The following is a 21,687-nucleotide window of genomic DNA, read 5'->3' on the forward strand; positions in this document are numbered from 1 at the left end:
TTTCTAACCTACCTATAAGGAATTGAAACCCCTCTGCCTGCACTATAAACCATGAACCAAAGGGTTTCTAACCTACCTATAAGGAATTGAAACCCGCTTAAAACATCACCAGGCTCAGCGTTTCCGGTGTTTCTAACCTACCTATAAGGAATTGAACCCCCCCATAAAAAGGCACATCATCAGGTACAGCAAAGTTTCTAACCTACCTATAAGGAATTGAAACCTGTCTGGAGAATCCCAGTATGGATAAAAGCGTAGTAGTTTCTAGTCTACCTATGAGGAATTGTTCTTTTCCCGGTTTAATGGACAGCCGGTAAAGGATGCATAGTATAAATAATTAAGGGTGTTGAAAATGGTGGGGATGCCGGTTACCTGGGAGCACACGGAGTAATTCCGTCATCACCGGGCTGTATGAGCCCAGAAATTATAAAAACAAAGAAAAGCGGCTTAACTTATTGTCTAATTTATCAAGGAAAGATCAGATATACTAAAAAATGTCGTCGATCCCCGGTAGTGTAATTTTTCCGGGGGATCGACGACATTTATTAATAGCTCCAATGTATTGATTTAACTGGTATGTTGGAAAAACCGAAGATGAAATGCTTGTTTTTGGAATTAGTATTGTGTAAACTAAAATGCAGATATTAAGCGCTTTTTAATGGGTTTGTAGCCTACCTATGAGGAATTGAAACACTGATACTGTGACGGTTAATCCTGACTTTAGTAGTGAGTTTGTAGCCTACCTATGAGGAATTGAAACAACCAAGCGTTTCCTGGATGGCCTCGTCGGTGCCGGTTTGTAGCCTACCTATGAGGAATTGAAACAAAATATACTTTGATAAATTACCTGATACCAAAAAGAAGGTTTGTAGCCTACCTATGAGGAATTGAAACAGACAAGTATAACACTATATGTAAATTGTTGGTACGACGTTTGTAGCCTACCTATGAGGAATTGAAACCAAAAAATGTTGCAATACGTAAAGTAATACGCTACGTTTGTAGCCTACCTATGAGGAATTGAAACACACTTTTTTTGTTTTGTTATATCATGTTGTATGGGTGGTTTGTAGCCTACCTATGAGGAATTGAAACATGCGGGTATCGAGCGCGGCCTTCTCGGTGGATATTTGTTTGTAGCCTACCTATGAGGAATTGAAACCTGTGGAGAGGAGGTGACGTAAATGCTGACACAAGGTTTGTAGCCTACCTATGAGGAATTGAAACCTAATCTCAGTGATTCGTGCACTGTTCGGCTGGATGGTTTGTAGCCTACCTATGAGGAATTGAAACATACCAGTAACATCGTTGATTAGGATTTCAAGCATGTTTGTAGCCTACCTATGAGGAATTGAAACCCGGCAAACCAAACTGAATGCCCTCATTGCCATGGGTTTGTAGCCTACCTATGAGGAATTGAAACATAAACACCATTGTATCAGATAAGAAATTTTTTTTAGTTTCTAGCCTACCTATGAGGAATTGAAACTTGAATCTGCTAAATGTCCAACACTTAATACTATCGTTTCTAGCCTACCTATGAGGAATTGAAACGTGGCAAGATACGCGTTGTTGGCGTGAAGGCTGTTCGTTTCTAGCCTACCTATGAGGAATTGAAACTGTGGAATGGCTGGTAGAAAGGGCGAACGACCAAGTTTTTAGTCTACCTATGAGGAATTGAAACTCCCAACTTCATGTTCATTATCCAGCTCTTCATTAAGTTTCTAGTCTACCTATGAGGAATTGAAACCCACCCCTGTTAGGCCATCAACTGTTGAACTAAAGAGTTTCTAGTCTACCTATGAGGAATTGAAACACCGGTCAACTATCCTATTACCCCAGCTCCCATACCTTTGTTTCTAGTCTACCTATGAGGAATTGAAACAGCGAATCTGTAAGCAGCCTGTCTTTCTGCCACAAGAGTTTCTAGTCTACCTATGAGGAATTGAAACTTAGTACCGGGAATAACTCCGTAGTCTTGCTCTTTTACGTTTGTATCCTGCCTATGAGGGATTGTCCTTCTTTAAGAGTGTATAGCATAAATAACTGGGGACGCTGAAAACGGTGGGGGAGGCGATGAATTATTATTGCCTGGTATAGACGTTCTAAAAGCCAGCGAAGCCAATATGGTGGGGCAATTTTAGAAAAGATTAAAATTATCCACCAAAAGAGCTGAGAATTTACCAACAACTTGCCGGCAGGGGTATTGAAGCGTTGAGCGTATTATGAGATCAGCAGGCATTAGCCATTTAAAAGGGCAGGTATAAAGCAGCAGTAAACCCGGGACATACCATATCGGCTGCTGAAAATAAGCTGGCCTGCCGGTTTAATACGCCAGCCCCTTCGTGACGTGATGGTGTAATTGAAGAATGACAGGGGTTTATCAGCTGTATACGAGGCCTGTACAGTGCGGTTCTGTGAGGGGGATAACGCTGCAGCAAATTACTGCGGCGCTGCCCTGCACGGTAATACCGGTGAATGGCTGGCGCATATAATGGTAAAAATAAATACTGGGCTGAAGGTGCCATGGGGCAACATGCCTTGACTATACATAAGCGGTAAGATATAATGAATCTTACATCAAAATATTGGAAAAACATGTTATAAAGGAGAGTGACAGGGCTTTGGCGGCTGCTAAAGCTCTTTTTGTGATGGATAAAATTAATCAACAGCAATTAACAGGACTGCTGAGACCGCTGGCAGATACAGCTGAGTTTCAAAACCTGGTTAAAAGTTTGCAGAAAGGTTTCGACCAGCAGGTGGTGTTCGGCTTGGCCGGTTCACAGCGGGCGCTGGTAATGGCGGGGTTGATTTCCGCCCGGCCCGGCCCGGCGCTGGTGATTGTGCCGGCAGAGGCTGAAGCCGCTGCGCTGGCAGATGACCTGCAGTTTCTTTTGCCGGATAGGGAAGTGGTTATTTTTCCCGTCTGGCAGTCGATGCCCCTGGAAGTGTTATCCAGCAGCAATGAGGTTATAATTCAGCGTCTTAAAGTTTTAAACGGGCTGGTTATGGGTAAGCCCCTGGTGGTGGTGGCACCGGGGGAAGCGATTATGCGCCGGCTGGTGCCGCCGGAGATTTTTAAATCGGGGCACAGAAAAATTGAAGTGGGGCAGCGGGTTGACCTGGAAGACTTAGAAAAATTTTTGGTTCGCCAGGGTTACGAGCGGGTAGATTTGATTCAAGGGGTGGGCCAGTTTTCTGTTCGCGGCGGCATACTGGATATTTACCCTGTAATGGCCGATAAACCGGTGCGCTTAGAACTGTGGGATGATGAAGTGGAATCAATCCGCACCTTTAATGTTCATTCCCAGCGTTCAGAAGAGGAGCTGCCGCTGGTGGAAATAACGCCGGCCGGGGAAATGGTGGTATGTGAGGAAAAATGGCCCGAGGGACGGCAGAAATTACTTAAGGAGTATCGTGCCCAGCTGAAGAATTTAGATCAAAACGCCACTTTAGATGCCCGGCATCAACTGGCGGCCCAGGTGGAATCGTGGTTAACCAGGTTGGAGCAGCCGGTGTATTTTGCCGGTGTGGAGCAGTTATTGCCCTTTTTTTACCCCCGCCCGGTGAGTTTAATGAATTACCTGCCGGCAGAGGCGGTTGTACTGGTTGACGATCCCCTGCGGGTAAAAGAAATGGTGGAAATAATTCAAAGGGAGCGGGGCGAAACCCATACAGAACTGCTGTCAAAGGGTAAGGTGCTGCCTTCTCAGTATGGTATTTACCTGGAATGGCGGCAGTTTTTAGCAGCATTGACCCGCCGGCAGAGTGTTGCTTTTTCCTTTTTACCCCGGAACCCGCAGTTTTTAAATCCTAAGAATATTGTTAATTTTACTGCTAAAACCATGCACCCGTTCCTGGGCAATACCGGTGTGCTGGTTGATGAAATAAAGCAGTGGAAGAGAAAAAAGAACTCTGTGGTGCTGCTGGTAAGTAATAGGGAACGGGCGCAGAATTTACTGCAGTCTTTAAAAGAAAATAAAGTGGATGCCTTTTATATGTCCCGGGTTAAAAATGAAGTGGTGCCGGGTAACGTGGTAATCACGGAGGGGAATCTTTCCGCCGGCTTTGAGCTGGTGTCTGCCCGTGCTGTGGTGATCACAGAAAAAGAGATTTTCGGCCAGCGTAAAAAACCAAAGCGCAGGCGGGATAAAACAGAACCCCGCTTAGCCCCCTTTGAAGATTTAAAGATTAATGATTATGTGGTACATGTTAACCACGGGATTGGACGCTATAAAGGTATAACCACACTGGACATCGGTGGTGTACAAAGGGATTATCTTCTTGTGGAATATGCCGGGGATGACAAGGTTTATGTACCCACCGATCAAGTGGGCTTACTGCAGCGTTATAGCGGTAACGAGGGAGCTGCTCCCAAGCTGTCCAAGCTGGGCGGTAGTGAATGGACCAGGGCTAAAAACAAGGTTAGACAGGCGGTAAAGGAAATTGCCCGGGATCTGGTGGTGCTGTATGCAGCTCGGCAAACAGCCAAAGGTTACGCTTTCAGCAGGGATACGGAATGGCAAAAGGAATTTGAAATGGCCTTTCCCTATGAAGAAACAAAGGACCAGTTAAAAGCGATAGCGGAAGTGAAAAAGGATATGGAAAAACCGCGCCCCATGGACAGACTTCTCTGTGGGGATGTGGGCTACGGCAAAACAGAAGTGGCGCTGAGGGCGGCCTTTAAAGCGGTTAGCGATGGAAAGCAGGTGGCGGTGCTGGTGCCCACCACCATTTTGGCCCAGCAGCATTACAATACCTTTAGAGAGAGATTTGCCCACTACCCGGTGACAATTGAAATGTTATCCCGTTTTAGAACCCTTAAAGAACAGCGTGCGGTAATAAAGGGGCTGGAAGAAGGAACCGTTGATGTGGTGATTGGAACGCACCGGTTGGTACAGTCGGATGTAAAATTTAAGGACCTGGGGCTGGTGGTGATAGATGAAGAACAGCGGTTTGGTGTTGCCCACAAGGAAAGATTAAAGAAACTTCGTACCACGGTGGATGTGTTGACGCTCACTGCCACACCGATACCGCGCACGCTGCACATGTCACTGGTGGGAGTGAGGGACACCAGCCTGCTTGAAACACCGCCGGAGGAACGTTTTCCCGTACAAACCTATGTGCTGGAAGAGGACCCGGTGATGATTAGAGAGGCCATTCGGAGAGAAATAAACCGCGGTGGCCAGGTGTTTTTTGTGCACAACCGGGTGGCGGAATTGGATACAGTGGCTGAATGGCTTAGCGGCTTAGTTCCGGAAGCAAGACTGGTGGTGGCCCACGGTCAAATGAGAGAAGAGCGCCTGGAAAAGGTAATGCTGGAATTTATGGCCGGTAACCACGATGTGCTGGTATGTACCACCATTATAGAAACGGGTTTGGACATACCAAATGTTAACACGCTGATAGTAAAAGATGCCGACAGGTTCGGCCTGGCCCAGCTTTACCAGCTGCGGGGCAGGGTGGGAAGATCCAATCGCCTGGCCTATGCATATTTTACCTTCCGGCGGGATAAAGTGCTAACTGAGGAAGCAGAAAAGCGACTATCGGCCATCAGGGACTTTACCGAACTGGGTTCGGGGTATAAAATTGCCATGCGGGACTTGGAAATAAGAGGAGCCGGTAACATATTAGGTGCGGAACAGCACGGCCACATTGCGGAAGTGGGATTTGATCTATACTGCAAAATGCTGGAAGATGCCATTAGAGAGATCAAGGGAGAAGAGAAAGAGGAACCGGTAGAGACAGCGGTGGAACTGCCGGTAAACGCTTATATACCCGACCGGTATATTAATGACCAATCTCAAAAGGTGGAATTATACCGCCGCATTGCCCGGTTTACCCAGTGCGAGCAGGTTGAGGACTTAAGGGAAGAACTGCTGGACCGCTACGGCGAACTGCCGGAACCGGTACAGCGGCTGCTGCTGGTGGCAGAAATAAAAATTAAGGGTGGAAAGTTAAAAATCAAGTCTATTAATTATCAAAGGAGAATGTTTAAACTGGTTTTTGCCCCCAACCCGCCTGTTAATGTCGAGAAGCTGGTTCAACTGGGGCAGAGATACAGGAACAGGATTAAATTTAACAATACCAGTGAAGAATTTGAAATTAAACTTAAAACCAGGGACATAACGGAGATGAGTACCGGCGGCCTGAAGGAACTATCCGGGTTCATAGATCAACTGCAGTAACCGCCATGCCGTCTTGCGGCACCGAGGACATGAAAGGCAGGCGGCCCTTTGTGCAGGTGAGTGTTTATGGATGAGCCGCTGCCGAACTGAGCGGGGGATGCTGGTGGAGGCGGGGTGCCGCACAGGAAGTGCAGCACCGGTATCTGAGCCGGCTTAGTAAGATAACCTTTTCAGAGTTGTGTAAATGATATTTTTTGAAGGGAGAACAATATGAATTTAAAAACTGCAAAATTACCGGTACTAATGTGCTTGCTGCTGATGATGATTCTCGCTGCAGGGTGTGTAAAAAACAACCTGGCGGCGGAGGTTAATGGCGAAAAGATTACCATGGAGCAGTATAATAGGCGTGTTGACGGTGTAAAAGCCAATTTCGAACAGCAGGGAGTGGACTTTGAGTCAGAAAAAGAACTGGCGGACAATATAAAAGAGCGGGTACTGGATGAAATGATTGAGGAAATTCTGGTGCGCCAGCAGGCAAAGAAAAAGGGTGTGGAGCCTTCTAAAGAAGAGATTGATAAAAAAATAAAAGAAATCAAAGATTCTTATCAAACAGAAGCAGAATACAAAAAAGCACTAAAAGAAAACAAAATAAGTGAAAGGGAATTACGGGATATTATATATAATGAACTGGCTGCCAATAACCTTTATCAAAAGGTGACAGCAGGTGTTAAAGAAGCCACCGATGAACAAGCGGAGGATTACTACCGGCAGAATAAAGACCGGTTTAAAATACCCGAAAGACTGAATACCCGGCACATTCTTTTCTTTGTCAACGAAGACAACCAAAAAAATATACCTGTAAAGCGGAGCGATGAAGAAGCCAGAAAACTGGCCCAGCAGGTAATTGACAGTTTAAACCGGGGGGCTGATTTTGCAGAATTGGCCAAGGAAAAGTCAGAAGACCTAGGTACTAAAGATAAAGGTGGTTTTTACTCCTTTGTTCCGGAACTAGGGATGACTGATCCCGGGTATACCAAAGCAGCTCAAGCCCTTGCAGAAGGAGAATACACTAAAGAACCGGTAAGGAGCCGTTATGGATATCATGTTATCAAGCTGGAAAAGAGAATACCGGCCCAAGTAAGATCTTTTAATGAAGTGCAGGGCTTTATAAAAGAGCAGTTAACGCGGGAAGCGAAAATGGAATACTACCGCAGCTTTATGGCCGATGTTAGAGAAAAGGCGGATATAAAAAAATATATTAACGAGTAGGTCCAAAACCGCGGGACGGGTGCCCGCGGTTTTGGCTATCAAAAAATAACTGATATTGTAAAAAAGATTATTTATGAGTAAGTCAGGGTATACTACCAACAATCAAAATTACTAAAAACAAGAATGGGCTATAAATCTATCTTTTTAAAGACGAAGGGAGGGGACACCGGGTAAGGACGGCAGCCGGGTTAAAGATAAATTTACAGGAAGGAGGGAGAATACATACCGGATCCGGTTACGGGTTTGCCGTTGGGGGCGCTGTTAAAGGATAAGTAAGGGTGATGGGCACTAATAAAATGTAACAGACAGTTCGGCAAAAAGTTAGACAAACTCCTAAAAGCCGAAATTAATTTTTCGGGCACTGGTAAAATATGAATAATTGCAAACCTCCTGTTATATACTATCACAGAAAGTTATTTTGCGTAGATCAAGCAGAAAAAAGGAGGGAAGGAAACTTCATGAAAGCAACGGGTATAGTACGTCGTATAGATGATTTGGGAAGAGTTGTTATACCAAAAGAGATTCGCAGGACCCTGAGAATTAGAGAGGGAGATCCTTTAGAAATTTTTGTAGATAGGGAAGGCGAAGTTATACTAAAAAAATATTCTCCTATCGGTGAATTAGGTGATTTTGCTAAAGAATATGCAGACTCCCTGCACGAAGCGTTGGGGCATATTGCTTGTATAGCTGACAGAGACGTAATCATTGCGGTATCGGGGGCGCCAAAAAAAGAACTGCTCAATAAACCCATCGGCCCTTTGGTGGAAAGGGTTATGGAGGAGCGAAAAGCAATTATTATTAACAACCCGGAGGATGATCCTGCCGCCAGGGAAGGATCAATTATTGACGACGGTAACCTGAAATACACCTGTGAAGTAATTGCTCCCATTATAGCCGAAGGGGATCCCATTGGTGCAGTTATTTTAGCTTCCAAGGAAAGTGATGTTAAAATGGGTGAGTTGGAATTGAAATTAGCAGAAACGGCAGCAGGTTTTTTGGCAAAGCAGATGGAACAATAAGAAAGGAGGCCGGAGGGCCTCCTTATTTATGTGCTGTAAAGAGGTGGAGGGTTATGCAAAATAAAAGTATTATCATTGCCGGTTTGGGACCTGGTGCTAAAGAAACATTAACTTTCGGGGTTATGGAAGCTTTAAAAAAAGCCCCCCGGGTGCTGCTGCGCACCAAAATACATCCGGTGGTTTCATGGTTGGATGAACAGGGGGTTGTTTATCAATCCTTTGACCGCTATTACGAGGAATGTGATAATTTTCAGCAGCTTTACCGGCGTATAGCCGCTGAGGTTTTAGCTGAGGCCGAAAAACAGCAGCTTTTATATGCCGTGCCGGGGCACCCGCTGGTGGCGGAGGAAACTGTGCAGTTGATTTTAAATGGAGCCAGGGAACGGGGGTTGACGGTGGAAATCTTACCTGCGGCCAGCTTTTTAGATGCCATTTTCAGCCGGGTAGGCTATGACCCCAACGACGGGCTGCAGGTACTGGACGGGCTGTCATTAAGACAGCGGCCGCCGGTTCCTGCCATGGCGGCAGTAATTACACAAGTTTATTCCCGGTTTGTGGCCGGTGACGTAAAACTAACTTTAATGGAATATTACGATGATCATCATCCAATTAAAGTAATCCGGGCTGCCGGTGTGCCGGGGGAAGAAAAAATTGTGGAAATACCCCTTTACCAGCTGGACAGGCTGGACTGGATAGACCATTTAACCAGCGTCTTTGTACCGGCTAAAAGCGGGGCGGTGGGCAATAACCGGTGTAATTATCCCCTGGATGCCCTGGTGGATGTAATGGCCACCCTGCGGGGGGATAACGGCTGCCCGTGGGATAAAGAGCAGACCCATGAAACTCTTAAGCAGTACCTGCTGGAGGAAACTTATGAAGTGTTAGAGGCTTTAGATTCAGGTGACGCGCATAAAATTTGTGATGAATTGGGAGACTTACTGTTACAGGTTGTATTTCACGCTCAAATAGCGGCAGAGGATAACAGGTTTGATATTAATGATGTAATTAATGCCATTACAGAAAAAATGGTCCGGCGCCACCCGCACGTATTCGGTGATACAACGGTAAAAAACAGTGATGAGGTGCTGGTTAACTGGGACAAAATAAAGGCTGAAGAACAAAACCGCCGGCATGAGCCGCAGTCCCTGCTGTCCGGTGTTTCTGCTGCTTTGCCCGCTTTGGTTAGAGCGGCTAAGCTGCAGGCCAAAGCGGCCCGGGTGGGATTCGACTGGCCGGACTATAAAGGAGCGGTGAAGAAAGTAAAAGAGGAACTGGAGGAGCTGTACACGGTTATTGAAACCGGGGAGCGGGAAAAAATAAGGATGGAGTTGGGAGATGTACTATTTGCGGTGGTTAATATGGCCCGGTTGTTAAAGGTTGATGCCGAAGGGGCGCTGACCGGTGCCAACGGGAAGTTTATGCGCCGGTTTCAGTACATAGAAAAAAAGGCCTATCAAAGGGGTAAGGAACTGTCTGAAATGACACTGGAAGAAATGGATTGCCTGTGGGAAGAAGCTAAAGGTTTGGAAAGATGAAAATATGGAAAAAATAATCTTAAATAACAGGAAAAATTATCTTTTTAGAAGGAAATGACACCGTTTTATCGAATGCTTAGAAGGCCAGAAAGAAAAAAACAGGGGAGGTTTTTTGGTGAATAAAGCAGAGCTGATTTCCAGCGTTGCAGAAAAGACTGAACTAACCAAAAAGGATGCCGAAAAGGCGGTAAATGCGCTTTTAGAAAGCATTTCTGAGGCACTGGCATCGGGTGATAAAGTTCAACTGGTGGGATTTGGTACCTTTGATGTCAGCGAACGCAAAGAGCGTAAGGGCCGCAATCCTCAAACCGGTGAAGAAATTATTATTCCGGCCACAAAGGTTCCCACCTTTAAAGCAGGTAAGGCGCTAAAAGAAATGGTAGCCAAGTAATAAAAATAATCAGGCCGTTAGGTCTGGTTATTTTTTTAGTTTCCCATATACGTGTGCAAGAGGTGTTTGGTTATGCGGTTGGATAAATTTTTAAAAGTGTCCAGGATTGTCAAAAGACGCCCGGTGGCGAAAGAAGTATGTGCCAGCGGCCAGGTAAAATTGAATAACCGGGTGGCCAAGGCCGGCAGTGAGGTGAAACCGGGGGATGTGCTGGAAATAGAACTGGGTAGGAAAATGCTGAAAGTGAGGGTATTGGAAGTTAAAGATACCGTGCCGGCCAAAGAAGCGGCATCCCTGTATGAGATTGTGGAAGAGATAAACCGCCCGCCGGAGGATTGGCTGTAAAAAAGTATAGATCGGTCATATTTTGCCGCCCCGCTGCGAAAAATAAAACAAATAATATTGTGGGGTGGTAAGATGAAAGGTGTTAGATTATTAAAAATAACATTGGCAGTGGCACTGCTGGCGGTAATTTTCAGTGCCTGTGTCAAACCGGAAAAAAAGCCCGGGCAGGTAGTGGGAGGAGAACCGACAATTACCCTTTATGTTAATGAGACCGGGGAAAAGAAAAAAATTAAACTGGAGGAATACCTGGCCGGTGTGGTGGTAGCGGAAATGGAGCCCACATGGCCGCAAAATGCCCTGGCTGCCCAAGCGATATTGGCCCGTACGTTTACAATGGAAAACATAGAAAGCGGGCGGGTGAAAAAGATTCATGGTACCGATGTATCCACCGATGTGGAAGAGTCTCAAGCTTATGATCCGTCCAGAATTAACGAGCGTGTTAAAAAAGCGATCAATGATACCAGGGGGCAGGTAATTAAATATAAAGGACGGTATGTAAAGGGGTGGTTTTCGGCCTGCTGTGGTGGTGTAACCGCCGGGGCCGAAGAGGGTTTAGACTGGAAGAAGACAAAAACTCCTTACATAAAAGCCGGTTTAAAGGACGGCTGTATGGAAATAACCAATGATGAGAACAGGGATTGGTGGGTGCAGTTTCCAATCAGTACAGTGCGGCAGGCCGTTAAGAATAAAACGGGCCAGGACCCCGGTGACATTACCGGGGTGGAAATAGTGAAAAGGGGCCCGTCGGGCAGGGCCGAAGAAATTAAATTGGGGCGCATTACAATAAGCGGCCCGGCGCTGCGGTTGGCCCTGGGCAGTGAAAAAATGCGTTCCACATTAATTAAAGAGATCAAGGTGAAAGGCGATAACCTGGTGATTAACGGAAACGGCTTTGGCCACGGTGTGGGTTTGTGCCAGTGGGGGGCTTACAAAATGGCCCAAGAAGGAAAATCTCCCGAGGAAATAATTAAGTTTTATTATCAAAACGTAACCATTGATAAACTGTGGAAATAAGAAGGACCGGGGTTGGACCCCGGTTTTTTCTATGTCAGAAAGTATGGGGTTAGCGGCAGAATGGGGGTTTATCCTGTCATAATTAGCTAACAATGGAATAAATATTAACATGAATTTAGTGCGTTTTTGAAACGGGGGGTGTCATATGGAAGTTCAGGGAAGGCACAAACTGGAAATGCTGGATAGAAAGCAATTATCATTAAAAGGTGTGCAGCAGGTGGGCGCCTTTGATGAAAATGAAATTACGCTGGATACAAATATGGGTTGTGTTTCATTGAGAGGGGAAGGGCTGCATATCACGCAATTGAATCTTGAACAGGGTGAATTAACGGTGGAGGGATATATAAGCTGTATTGAATACGTTGAAGGTAAGGCTGCCAAGGGAGGTAGAAACAAGGGCAGGGGTATTTTAAACCGGTTGTTGAAGTAAGCCCGGTGGAAGGGGTGTGGCTGGCTGATACCGTTAGAAAATCAAGTGTATGCCTTTTTTATTACCATTGCCATCGGGATGCTGGCCGGGTTTATGTTTGACCTGTACCGCGTGGTGGGCCGGCTTCTTAAATTAAAAAAGTGGGGAACAATGCTGGGTGATCTGCTGTACTGGTTGATATTAACCCCGGTGGTATTTGTGATTTTGCTCTGGGGTAATTGGGGAGAAGTGCGGCTGTACGTTATAATTGGACTTTCTTTAGGGGCGGTGCTGTACCTGCAGTACCCCAGCAAATATATTGTTCCCTTGATCGGTAAACTAATAGACGGCATTAAAGGGTTGATCAAACTGGTTGTCAAGATGTTAAGGTTTTTGTGCTGCGCGGTGGGCATGCCGTTCCGGGTGCTGCTGTTGATTGTTGGAGTACCGCTGGCTTGGATATCTAAAATTACCGGTAAAATATGGCGGGGTATCAAACGGTTAATTAACCTAACAATTGGTAAGTTAAAATTAATATTTCGATCTAAGGACTAACTTTTAATGGGTGGGGGGATGATTAAATGCCGGATGCCGGTATCATAGAATTGATTAAGTCATATATGAATGATCCGTGGTTAGAAATACTGATCGTTATTTGGGCGCTGGGTTGGGTGGCTAAAACTACACCTTTTATTAAAAATAATTATGTGCCGCTGGTGCTGGTGGTGCTGGGGATGCTTTTGGGGGCCCTGCTGATAGAATTTAGTCTTAACGGTGTTTTGGCCGGTTTAGTGCTGGCTGTATTTGCCATTGGCAGTCATTCCACTGTAAAGAACACTGTTCAGAGAAGAGTATAGCCGGTTTCAGCCCTACCGCTGGTAGGGTTTAAAATTTGCCTGCTGTGGATAATTTTAACCAAGGGGAACAAATTATTGGCCGGCAGAAGGATTTTTACTGCTAATGTAGTAATAACGTACTTAATATGTAGTTAAAATATACACAGTCTGTGGATAAAACGGTGGATAACCCGTGGATAAAGTAGTGGATATTTGCGTGCTGTTACAGCCGGAGGTGGCCCCGGTTGCAAATTGAAATTAGAGGAGCGGAAAAACTGAGCTTCCGGGAAAAACAAGTGGTAACACTAAAAGAAATAGGTTACAGCAATGAACGTATTGCCAGAAAACTAAATCTTTCTACCAGTACCGTGGCCACGCTTTTTAACCGTGCCAAAGGCAAAGGGTACCAGGTGGTAATTGTGATACCAGGGGATGCTATGGGTTTGTTCGGCCCGGATGAAGATGAGGAGGTATAGCATTGATATCTTCAACCAACAGGCGAGGGAAGGGTGTGCCATTTAAAAGTACGGGAAAAATTCAACACAAGCCTAAACTGCCCCGGTCTAAAACCAGGTTGAGAATTAATTTTCCCATGCTGGTATTTGTGCTGGTATTTAGCTACCTGCTGGTGTCATTAAGTGGTGAAATAGAAAGGTTAAATGCCATGCGGCACAGTGTTACCGAACTGGAGCAGGAAATAGAGCAGCTGCAGAATAGAAATGCAGAACTGTATAAAATGCTGGAGGACATTGAGTCTGAAGAGTACGTGGAACAGGTGGCCCGGGAAAAATTGGGGTTAGTGAAGCCCGGTGAAAGCTTGATTGTGCCCGTTGAACAGGATGGGGAGACTTCCGAAGCTGGAGATCCCGGTACAAAGAATTAGTTAGACTTCCATTCTTTCATTTTTGTATACAGCTGCTGCCCGGCATCATTATTATTTTTTGCCTGTTATTTTCAGGGATGATAGCATAAAATAATATTTAAATGCCGTATTTCTAAGCCCCGGTATCCTTTCCGGGGATTTTGTTTGGCCGGCATGAGTGTGTCTTCATTAATTATACAGGGGGGCTGGCAGATGAGAGTTGCTGCGGTGGATGTGGGTACCAACTCCACAAGACTGCTGGTGGCCCGGGTTGACCGGGAACATAAAGTACAGGTTTTACAAAGTGATTTAAAAACAACCCGCCTGGGGGAGGGGATTAGCTCCGGGTATCTTGACCCGCTGGCCATGGAGCGCACGCTGACGGCGGTGCGGCAGTTTGTAGAACAAGCCCGGGAAAGCGGGGCCGAGAATATTGTACTGGCTGCCACCAGTGCGGTGCGGGATGCGGTTAACGGCCGGCAGTTTGCGGATATGATTCGGCAGCAGACCGGCTGCCCGCTGCTGATATTACCGGGTGAGATGGAGGCAGAACTGAGCTACCGGGGGGTGCTGGCGGGGATGCCCGGTGAAAGTGACGGTGTAACAGTGGTTGATATCGGCGGCGGCAGCACGGAATTTTCTTGGCAAGAAGCAGGTTCCGTACACTATCACAGCGTCAATGTAGGTGCGGTGCGCATGACCGAGGGCGGTCACAGCGATGAGCAGATTGCAGAGCTGCTGCAGCCGGTGCTGGCCAGGGTAAAGGGCAGTGCCGGTAAACTGGTGGCGGTGGGGGGCACGGCCACAACCATTGCGGCGATGATACAAAAATTAACCACCTATGATTGGCAGAAGGTGCACGGCTTTCCGGTCAGCCTGCGGCAGGTGGAAGATTTACTGCAAAAATTAAATGCGGCAGCGTTGGAAGAGAGGCGTTCCATGCCGGGCCTACAGCCGGAGCGGGCGGACATTATTCCGGCGGGGGTAAGGATAATCCGGGCGGTGCTGAAGGGCTTGGGTGTTTCCGGCTTTGTGGCCAGCGAGGCGGACATTCTCTGGGGTTTGGTCATTAATGCTGCGATAGATGTCGAAAGAAAAAGTGGTACAGCTTACTAATAATGACAAATATTTCCTGTCCCTTATACTATAATGTGCATAATGCAGCATTGTAGTATAAGGGAGTGAAGACGGTGTATAATGACTTCGAAATTTATCCCTACCGCCGCGGTGAAAGCCTGAAGGAAGCGGGCGGCTCTGCCGGGATGGGTTCGGGCTCTAAAAAAAGAAAATTAAACCTGAAAAATGACGTGTCCTGGTCATCGGTTGGACAGGCTTTTGCCGGGCGGTGGCTGCTTTTGTATTTGGCCGCTTTTTTTCTGGGTCGGGCGGTACTGCTGGGGGAATTAATGCCTTTTGGGGTGGCCTTTGTGGCTGCGGTGGCCAGGGTGATAAGTATCAGAAACCTGGGGGCGCTGTTTTTTGCCGCTGCAGGTATGGCCACGGTAACCGGCGGCGCGGCATTGGCCGGTGGTGTGACAACTATGCTGGCGGCATACCTGATTTTGCGTTTGTTACCTTCAATGCAGGAACGGGAGTGGTATATAGTACCCGGTGCGGTGTTAATCACCGTGCTGGTGGTTAAATGTTCCTTTGTTACCTACAGCTCCGGGATCCTTTACAGTTATATCAGTGTGCTTTTTGACGCGGTGTTTGCTTGTGTACTAACCATAGCTTTTATGCATGCCCTGCCTCCCCTGTGGCAGCAGACTGTACCCGGGCGCATCAGCGGGGAAGCGGTTTTTTGCATGCTGCTGCTGTTTGGCGGTGTGGTGGCCGGTACCGGAGAAATCGGTTGGGAAATGGTTACTTTACGCGGTGTGGTAAGCAAATTTATTGTGCTGCTGTCTGCCCTGGTGGGGGGAGTGGGGTTGGGAGCCTCTGCGGGAGCGGTGGTTGGTGTGATACCCGGCTTGTCCTATGTGGTAACGCCGGTAATAGTGGGCGCTTACTCCTTTGCCGGGCTGGTAGCCGGCTTTTTCAGGGGATTTGGTCGCATTGGTATATCCATGGGCTTTCTGCTGGGCAATATACTCCTCTCCATATACATAACCCATTACGGCAGTATGCTGGAAGTGATGACGGAATCGGCGGTGGCCATGCTGCTTTTCTGCCTCATGCCGGCATGCTGGATAGAAAATATCACCAAGATGCTGCCTGTTTCCCGGGGTATTAAATTCAGCCGCCCCACCGTGTCGCAGTCCAGAATAAAGGAAATAACTGCCGGGCGGATGCGCGATTGGAGCGCTGTATTTAACGAGTTATCCAACAGCTTTAAACAGGTATCATCAACAGTGGAACAATCTCAAGAAGAACAGGGTTTGGAACAGCTGTTCGTGGAAGTGGGGAAAAAAGTGTGTGCTGGATGTGCCCTCTACCGCACCTGTTGGGAACGGGAGTTTTACCGTACATATCAACAGCTGCTTGATTTACTGGCCATTGTGGAAACCTACGGCAAGCTGGATATAGATGATCTGCCCGACGGCATTAAAAAGCGCTGTGCCCGGTTGAAGGAAATGACAGTTACCCTAACCTGCCTGTACGACACTTTTAAATTAAATAATTACTGGCAGAAGAAATTACTGGACAGCAGGCAGCTGGTGTCTGAACAGCTTAAAGGGGTGGCGGAAATTCTCATCAACATGGCCGATGAAATGGAAAAGGACGTGGAAATGACCGGGGAACTGGAAGAAGCCATTGTCAAACGCTTGAAACGAGAAGGGATTCCTGTTACTGACGTATTTACCTTTTATCACCGTGATGGCGGGTTGGAAGTGGGGTTAACCCGTCCCGCCTGTGGAGGCCGGATGGAGTGCCACCATAAGGTAACGCCGGTGGTGTCGGCGGCCACTGGCCAAAACCTGGTGCCGGCCAGCACCGGGTGCAGTTTAAAAGAAGGGCAGGAGGAATGTACCTTTAAATTATATTCATCACTGTCATACACATTATCAGTGGGCAGTGCCGGTGCGGCCGGGGGCGGCGGGGTATCCGGGGACAGTTACACGACTATACAGCTGCGGAACGGTAAATATGCCCTGGTGCTGTCAGACGGTATGGGAACGGGTTATAAAGCGCACCTGGAAAGTTCTGCCACGGTAAACCTGCTGCAAAAACTGCTGGAGTGCGGTTTTGAAAAAGACATCGCTGTGAAAACCGTCAACTCCATTCTCGTACTGCGCTCACCCAACGAAAGCTTTGCTACAGTGGATATGGCGGTGGTTGACCTTTACAGCGGAAGAACTGATTTTATCAAGACCTGCGCGGCACCATCTTTTTTGATAAGCAAAAATAAAGTTTCGGTAATTAAATCCAACTCCCTGCCGGTGGGTATAATGGAAAACATAGAAGTTACGTCACAAACCAGGAGTTTAGAAAGCGGAGACATTCTGGTAATGGTAACGGACGGTGTACTGGATGCATACCGGGGGTCAGGTGACCGGGAGGAATGGTTTATTGAAGTGCTGCAGGATCTTACCTCGCTGCCACCCCAAGAAATAGCTGCCGTTTTGTTACAGGTAATGGAAACCACCGTGGGAGGAAAACAGAATATCAGCGACGATATGACTGTACTGGTAGCCAAATTGGAGAGTGCCCGGTAATAGGCGGTCCTTTGCGGCCGCTTATTGCTGTATTGGGATATATTTTACCGGGCTCAAAAAATATTAAAATTTGCAGAAGGAAATCCTTTATTAGTGTGGAAAAATAGCTACTGTTGCCCTTTGGCAAACAATTAAGGTGATGCTATGAATACAAGGGAACGCGTTTTAAACTTCATTCAATCCCACCAAATGATTAATCCCGGTGAACTGGTGCTGGTAGCGGTTTCCGGCGGAGCCGATTCCGTGGCCCTGCTGCACATGTTATGCAATTTAAAGGAAAAACTGAACATTTCCTTACATGTGGCCCATTTAAACCACATGTTTCGCGGGGAAGAGTCCAGGGAGGATGCCCGTTTTGTTAAAGCCCTCTGCCAAGCATGGCAGGTGCCGTGTACCGTTGCAGAAAAGGATGTGTCCCAGTACCGGAAAAAACATAGATTATCCAGTCAGGTTGCAGCCAGGGAAGTGCGCTATAATTTTCTGGAACAGGTGGCACAGCAGCAGGGGGCCGGTGTTATAGCCCTGGCCCATCATGCCGACGACCAGGCGGAAACGGTAATGCTGAACCTAATTAGGGGGGCCGGCTTAAGCGGCCTGGCAGGAATACTGCCGGTGCGCGACAGCCGTTATCGTTATATACGCCCTCTGCTGGAGATCAGGCGGCGGGATATCGAACGTTACTGTAAAGAAAACGGGCTGAAGTACCGGACGGACAGCTCTAATAAAAAAACCATCTACCTGCGCAACAAGGTGCGGATGCATTTAATGAGTATTTTAGAAAAAGAATATAACCCGGAAATCGTTAGCAGCCTGGGGAGAATGGCCGAACTGTGCAGGGAAGAAGACCGGTATATAGATCAGCAGGTTCTAAAGTTATGGGAATCGGTGGTATGTGGTATCAATAAAAACAGGGTAGAACTGGACCTCAAAAAATTTAACCGGCTGCACCTGGCAGTACAGCGCCGGGTAATTCGATATGCTTGGATTAAACTAACCGGCGGTCAAAAAGACTTATCCTTTTATCACGTGGAAGCAGTTATTAAACAATGTAAAAATTTAAATTTAGCCACCGTGGAACTGCCGGGGGGTTATAAATGTAAGGTAACTTATTCTAAAATACAGTTAGAACTCCAGCATGATAAAAAGGATATACCGTACTATTGTTATCCCCTAAAAATACCGGGGAAAACTATAATTGATGAAATTGGTAAAGTGATTACGGCGCAGCTTTACCAGGCCGGTGAATTTCATCGTGATCCCGCTAAACTGCCCGGCAATGAAGCGGCATTGGATTACGACCGAACTGGTGCGGAAATTTTTGTAAGAAAACGCCGCCAGGGAGATGTCTTTAAACCCCAGGGAACGGGGGGGACGGTAAAACTGAAAAAATTTTTTATAGATCAAAAAGTGCCCCGGGAAAAACGAGATCTTATTCCCATCGTCTGCAGCAGCAGCGAAATTATATGGGTAAGCGGACTGCGTGTTGGGGAATACTGGAAGATAACAGGAAACACCCGCACCATTCTGCATTTAAAAATGGATGAACTGATGAGCGAAGAATAAATGATGTTTGCAGTAAATTGAAAATGGGTAAAAAACATGGTAAAATACCCATATTGTTTAGGCTAAGTTTTGAGGGGAGTGGCTTTGTTGAATAAGGTTATTAAAAACCTTATGATCTACCTGTTAATTGTTCTGGTAATTATAGCGCTGATTCAATACACATCGCCCAATCAAGATGATATTAAAACGCTGCGTTACGATCAATTGGTATCCAGCATTGAGCAGAATAAAATAAAAGAGATCACTTTCCAGATTGAAGATAATACCAACAATATAACAGGTAAGTTGAAAAGGAACGACCAAAAGTTTGTATCCAAGGGCCCGTGGCCCGATGAAGGACTGCTGCAGCTTGTTAAGGAAAAAGGAGTGAGCTTCACCCAAAAGCCGCCGGAAAAGCCCGGTTGGTGGGTAGGGGTGCTTACATCGCTGCTGCCGATTTTGCTGTTTGTATTCCTATTTTTCTTTTTAATGCAGCAAACCCAGGGCGGCGGCAGTAAGGTAATGTCTTTTGGGAAAAGCAAGGCCAAGCTGCACAGCGATGAAAAGCCCAAGGTAACCTTTGACGATGTGGCCGGAGCCGATGAAGAAAAGGCGGAGCTGGCCGAGGTGGTGGACTTTTTAAAGAATCCGAAAAAATTTAATGAACTGGGAGCCAGAATACCAAAGGGTATTCTGCTTTTCGGACCTCCCGGTACCGGTAAAACGCTGCTGGCTAAAGCGGTGGCCGGTGAAGCGGGAGTGCCCTTCTTTACCATCAGCGGTTCAGACTTTGTGGAAATGTTTGTAGGTGTTGGTGCGTCAAGGGTGCGTGACCTTTTCGACCAGGCCAAAAAGAATTCCCCCTGCATTGTGTTTATCGATGAGATAGACGCGGTGGGCAGGCAGCGGGGGGCCGGTTTGGGCGGCGGTCACGACGAGCGCGAGCAAACCCTGAACCAGCTGCTGGTGGAAATGGACGGTTTTGAACCCAATGAAGGGATTATTATCATAGCGGCTACCAACCGGCCGGATATTTTGGACCCGGCTCTCCTGAGACCGGGGCGTTTTGACCGCCAGGTTGTGGTGGATGCTCCCGATGTGGCCGGCCGGGAAGAGATATTAAAGGTGCACACCAGGGGCAAACCGTTGGAAGATGACGTGGACCTGGGGGTTTTGGCCCGCCGTACGCCGGGCTTTACCGGGGCGGACCTGGCTAACCTGGTAAACGAAGCGGCGCTTTTGGCTGCCAGGCATGATAAAAAGAAAATAGGCCAAAAAGAGCTGGAAGACAGTATTGAACGGGTTATCGCCGGGCCGGAGAAAAAATCGAAGGTTATCAGCGATAAAGAAAAGCGGCTGGTTTCATACCACGAGGCCGGTCATGCCCTGGTGGGATACCTGCTGCCCAATACCGACCCGGTGCATAAAGTTTCCATTATCCCCCGGGGAAGGGCGGGGGGTTATACACTGCTGCTGCCCAAAGAAGAGCGCTATTATATAACCCGCTCTATGCTCATTGACCAGATCACCATGCTGTTGGGCGGCCGGGTGGCAGAGGACGTGGTGCTGAAAGAAATCAGTACCGGTGCCCAAAACGACCTGGAACGGGCCACTGAAACAGCCCGTAAAATGATTATGGAATACGGTATGAGCGACAGGCTTGGACCGCTGACGCTGGGCAGAAAACAGGAGGCTGTGTTCCTGGGCCGGGATATAGCCCGGGACCGCAACTACAGTGAGGAAATTGCCTCGGCCATTGATGAAGAGGTAAGAAGAATTATAGATGAGAGTTATGAAACCGCCAAAAAGCTGCTGCAAAAATACAATGAAGCCCTGCATGACATTGCCCGGGAACTGATGGAAAAAGAAACAATAGCGGCGGAAGAGTTTGCCGAGCTGATGAAAAAGCACGGTTTGGAAGCAAATCAGGGAATATAGCCATTATATTACAGGTAAGTGTGGGCTCAAAAACCCATACTTACCACTATTTTCAGGTAGATTATTCTCAATTTTCAGCATAGTCCCGCGCCGCTCTGCGGTACCGGCAGGGGGTAAAAGGTAAAAACGGCGGTTTTAATTTAAGTGAGTGTTCGAAAAGGAGCACGAGAGACGCGCACACTTTTCGAACATCCTCTTTAAGATAATATTTTTAGGGAGGAGGCTGAAACCCAAAATGGAGCGCACTTTTTTGATGATTAAACCCGACGGGGTACAAAGGGGTTTAATTGGAGAAATAATTACCCGTTTTGAAAAAAAAGGGTACAAGCTGGTGGCAATGAAGCTGATGCAGGTAACCAGGGAACTGGCGGAAACCCATTATGGCGAGCATAAGGGAAAACCATTCTTTGAGCCGTTGGTAGCTTATATTACATCTGCCCCGGTGGTGGCCATGGTATGGGAAGGAAAAGAAATTATCGCTGCTGCCCGGGAAATGATGGGGGCCACCAACCCTTTAAAGGCTGCCCCGGGAACCATTCGCGGAACCTATGGGGTAGATGTGGGTAGAAATATTATTCACGGCTCCGATTCTCCGCAAAGCGCCCAGCGGGAAATAAAGCTGTTCTTTAAACCGGAAGAACTGTTGGATTACCCCCGCGCTCTGGAGAGCTGGATTTACGAATAAAGAAGAAAATTTCTCCGGTGAAAAGCTGGAGAAATTTATTTTTCTAACCTTAATAAGA

17 protein-coding genes and 1 CRISPR repeat array are annotated in these 21,687 nt (G+C 47.1%); all 17 genes read left to right on the forward strand.

Annotation, left to right across the window (positions count from 1 at the left end; genetic code table 11):
- The first annotated feature begins 662 nt into the window (after positions 1–662).
- Positions 663–1,952: direct repeats of the CRISPR family, unit length 30 nt; unit sequence GTTTGTAGCCTACCTATGAGGAATTGAAAC.
- A 699-nt stretch (positions 1,953–2,651) separates the two neighbouring features.
- The 17 genes from mfd (at position 2,652) to ndk (ending at position 21,629) form a co-directional block, all read left to right on the forward strand.
- Entirely contained in the window at positions 2,652–6,188 is a 3,537-nt protein-coding gene (gene mfd, locus JOC37_RS11755; RefSeq protein WP_204619240.1) for a transcription-repair coupling factor, read from the forward strand.
- A gap of 210 nt (positions 6,189–6,398) precedes the next feature.
- Positions 6,399–7,397, forward strand: a complete 999-nt coding sequence (locus tag JOC37_RS11760) for a SurA N-terminal domain-containing protein (protein WP_204619203.1) — start codon at positions 6,399–6,401, stop codon at positions 7,395–7,397.
- A gap of 458 nt (positions 7,398–7,855) precedes the next feature.
- Entirely contained in the window at positions 7,856–8,416 is a 561-nt protein-coding gene (gene spoVT, locus JOC37_RS11765; protein WP_204619205.1) for a stage V sporulation protein T, read from the forward strand.
- Positions 8,417–8,469: 53 nt separating this feature from the next.
- Positions 8,470–9,951 carry a bifunctional methyltransferase/pyrophosphohydrolase YabN gene (gene yabN, locus JOC37_RS11770; protein WP_204619207.1) on the forward strand — a complete coding sequence of 494 codons (1,482 nt, stop codon included), beginning with the start codon at positions 8,470–8,472 and terminating at the stop codon, positions 9,949–9,951.
- A 115-nt stretch (positions 9,952–10,066) separates the two neighbouring features.
- Positions 10,067–10,342 (forward strand): HU family DNA-binding protein, encoded by a 276-nt coding sequence (locus tag JOC37_RS11775; protein ID WP_204619209.1) that lies wholly within the window; start codon positions 10,067–10,069, stop codon positions 10,340–10,342.
- A 72-nt stretch (positions 10,343–10,414) separates the two neighbouring features.
- Complete coding sequence (locus JOC37_RS11780; RefSeq protein ID WP_204619211.1) at positions 10,415–10,687, forward strand: RNA-binding S4 domain-containing protein; 273 nt, start codon at positions 10,415–10,417, stop codon at positions 10,685–10,687.
- Between the two features lie 72 nt (positions 10,688–10,759).
- Positions 10,760–11,701: a SpoIID/LytB domain-containing protein gene (locus JOC37_RS11785; protein ID WP_204619213.1), complete on the forward strand. Its 942-nt coding sequence runs from the start codon at positions 10,760–10,762 to the stop codon at positions 11,699–11,701.
- 145 nt (positions 11,702–11,846) lie between these two features.
- Positions 11,847–12,131 carry a sporulation protein YabP gene (gene yabP / locus JOC37_RS11790; protein WP_204619215.1) on the forward strand — a complete coding sequence of 95 codons (285 nt, stop codon included), beginning with the start codon at positions 11,847–11,849 and terminating at the stop codon, positions 12,129–12,131.
- Between the two features lie 45 nt (positions 12,132–12,176).
- A complete protein-coding gene (yabQ, locus tag JOC37_RS11795; protein ID WP_204619217.1) occupies positions 12,177–12,665 on the forward strand; it encodes a spore cortex biosynthesis protein YabQ in 489 nt (162 codons plus the stop codon).
- 26 nt (positions 12,666–12,691) lie between these two features.
- Positions 12,692–12,967 carry a phage holin family protein gene (locus JOC37_RS11800; RefSeq protein WP_204619219.1) on the forward strand — a complete coding sequence of 92 codons (276 nt, stop codon included), beginning with the start codon at positions 12,692–12,694 and terminating at the stop codon, positions 12,965–12,967.
- A 224-nt stretch (positions 12,968–13,191) separates the two neighbouring features.
- Positions 13,192–13,422 (forward strand): helix-turn-helix transcriptional regulator, encoded by a 231-nt coding sequence (locus JOC37_RS11805; RefSeq protein WP_204619220.1) that lies wholly within the window; start codon positions 13,192–13,194, stop codon positions 13,420–13,422.
- 2 nt (positions 13,423–13,424) lie between these two features.
- Positions 13,425–13,829, forward strand: coding sequence for an FtsB family cell division protein (locus JOC37_RS11810; protein ID WP_204619222.1), 405 nt, complete (start codon positions 13,425–13,427; stop codon positions 13,827–13,829).
- A gap of 192 nt (positions 13,830–14,021) precedes the next feature.
- Complete coding sequence (locus JOC37_RS11815) at positions 14,022–14,924, forward strand: Ppx/GppA phosphatase family protein (protein WP_204619224.1); 903 nt, start codon at positions 14,022–14,024, stop codon at positions 14,922–14,924.
- A gap of 74 nt (positions 14,925–14,998) precedes the next feature.
- Positions 14,999–17,464, forward strand: coding sequence for a stage II sporulation protein E (gene spoIIE / locus JOC37_RS11820; RefSeq protein ID WP_204619225.1), 2,466 nt, complete (start codon positions 14,999–15,001; stop codon positions 17,462–17,464).
- A 144-nt stretch (positions 17,465–17,608) separates the two neighbouring features.
- Positions 17,609–19,027: a tRNA lysidine(34) synthetase TilS gene (gene tilS / locus JOC37_RS11825; RefSeq protein WP_204619227.1), complete on the forward strand. Its 1,419-nt coding sequence runs from the start codon at positions 17,609–17,611 to the stop codon at positions 19,025–19,027.
- 87 nt (positions 19,028–19,114) lie between these two features.
- Positions 19,115–20,944, forward strand: a complete 1,830-nt coding sequence (gene ftsH, locus JOC37_RS11830; protein ID WP_274380967.1) for an ATP-dependent zinc metalloprotease FtsH — start codon at positions 19,115–19,117, stop codon at positions 20,942–20,944.
- 235 nt (positions 20,945–21,179) lie between these two features.
- The gene (gene ndk / locus JOC37_RS11835; RefSeq protein ID WP_204619229.1) at positions 21,180–21,629 is read left to right on the forward strand and encodes a nucleoside-diphosphate kinase; all 450 of its coding nucleotides are present in this window, start codon (positions 21,180–21,182) and stop codon (positions 21,627–21,629) included.
- Positions 21,630–21,687: the final 58 nt, after the last annotated feature.

It is taken from the genome of Desulforadius tongensis (assembly GCF_016907915.1).
GTDB lineage: Bacteria > Bacillota > Desulfotomaculia > Desulfotomaculales > Desulfohalotomaculaceae > Desulforadius > Desulforadius tongensis.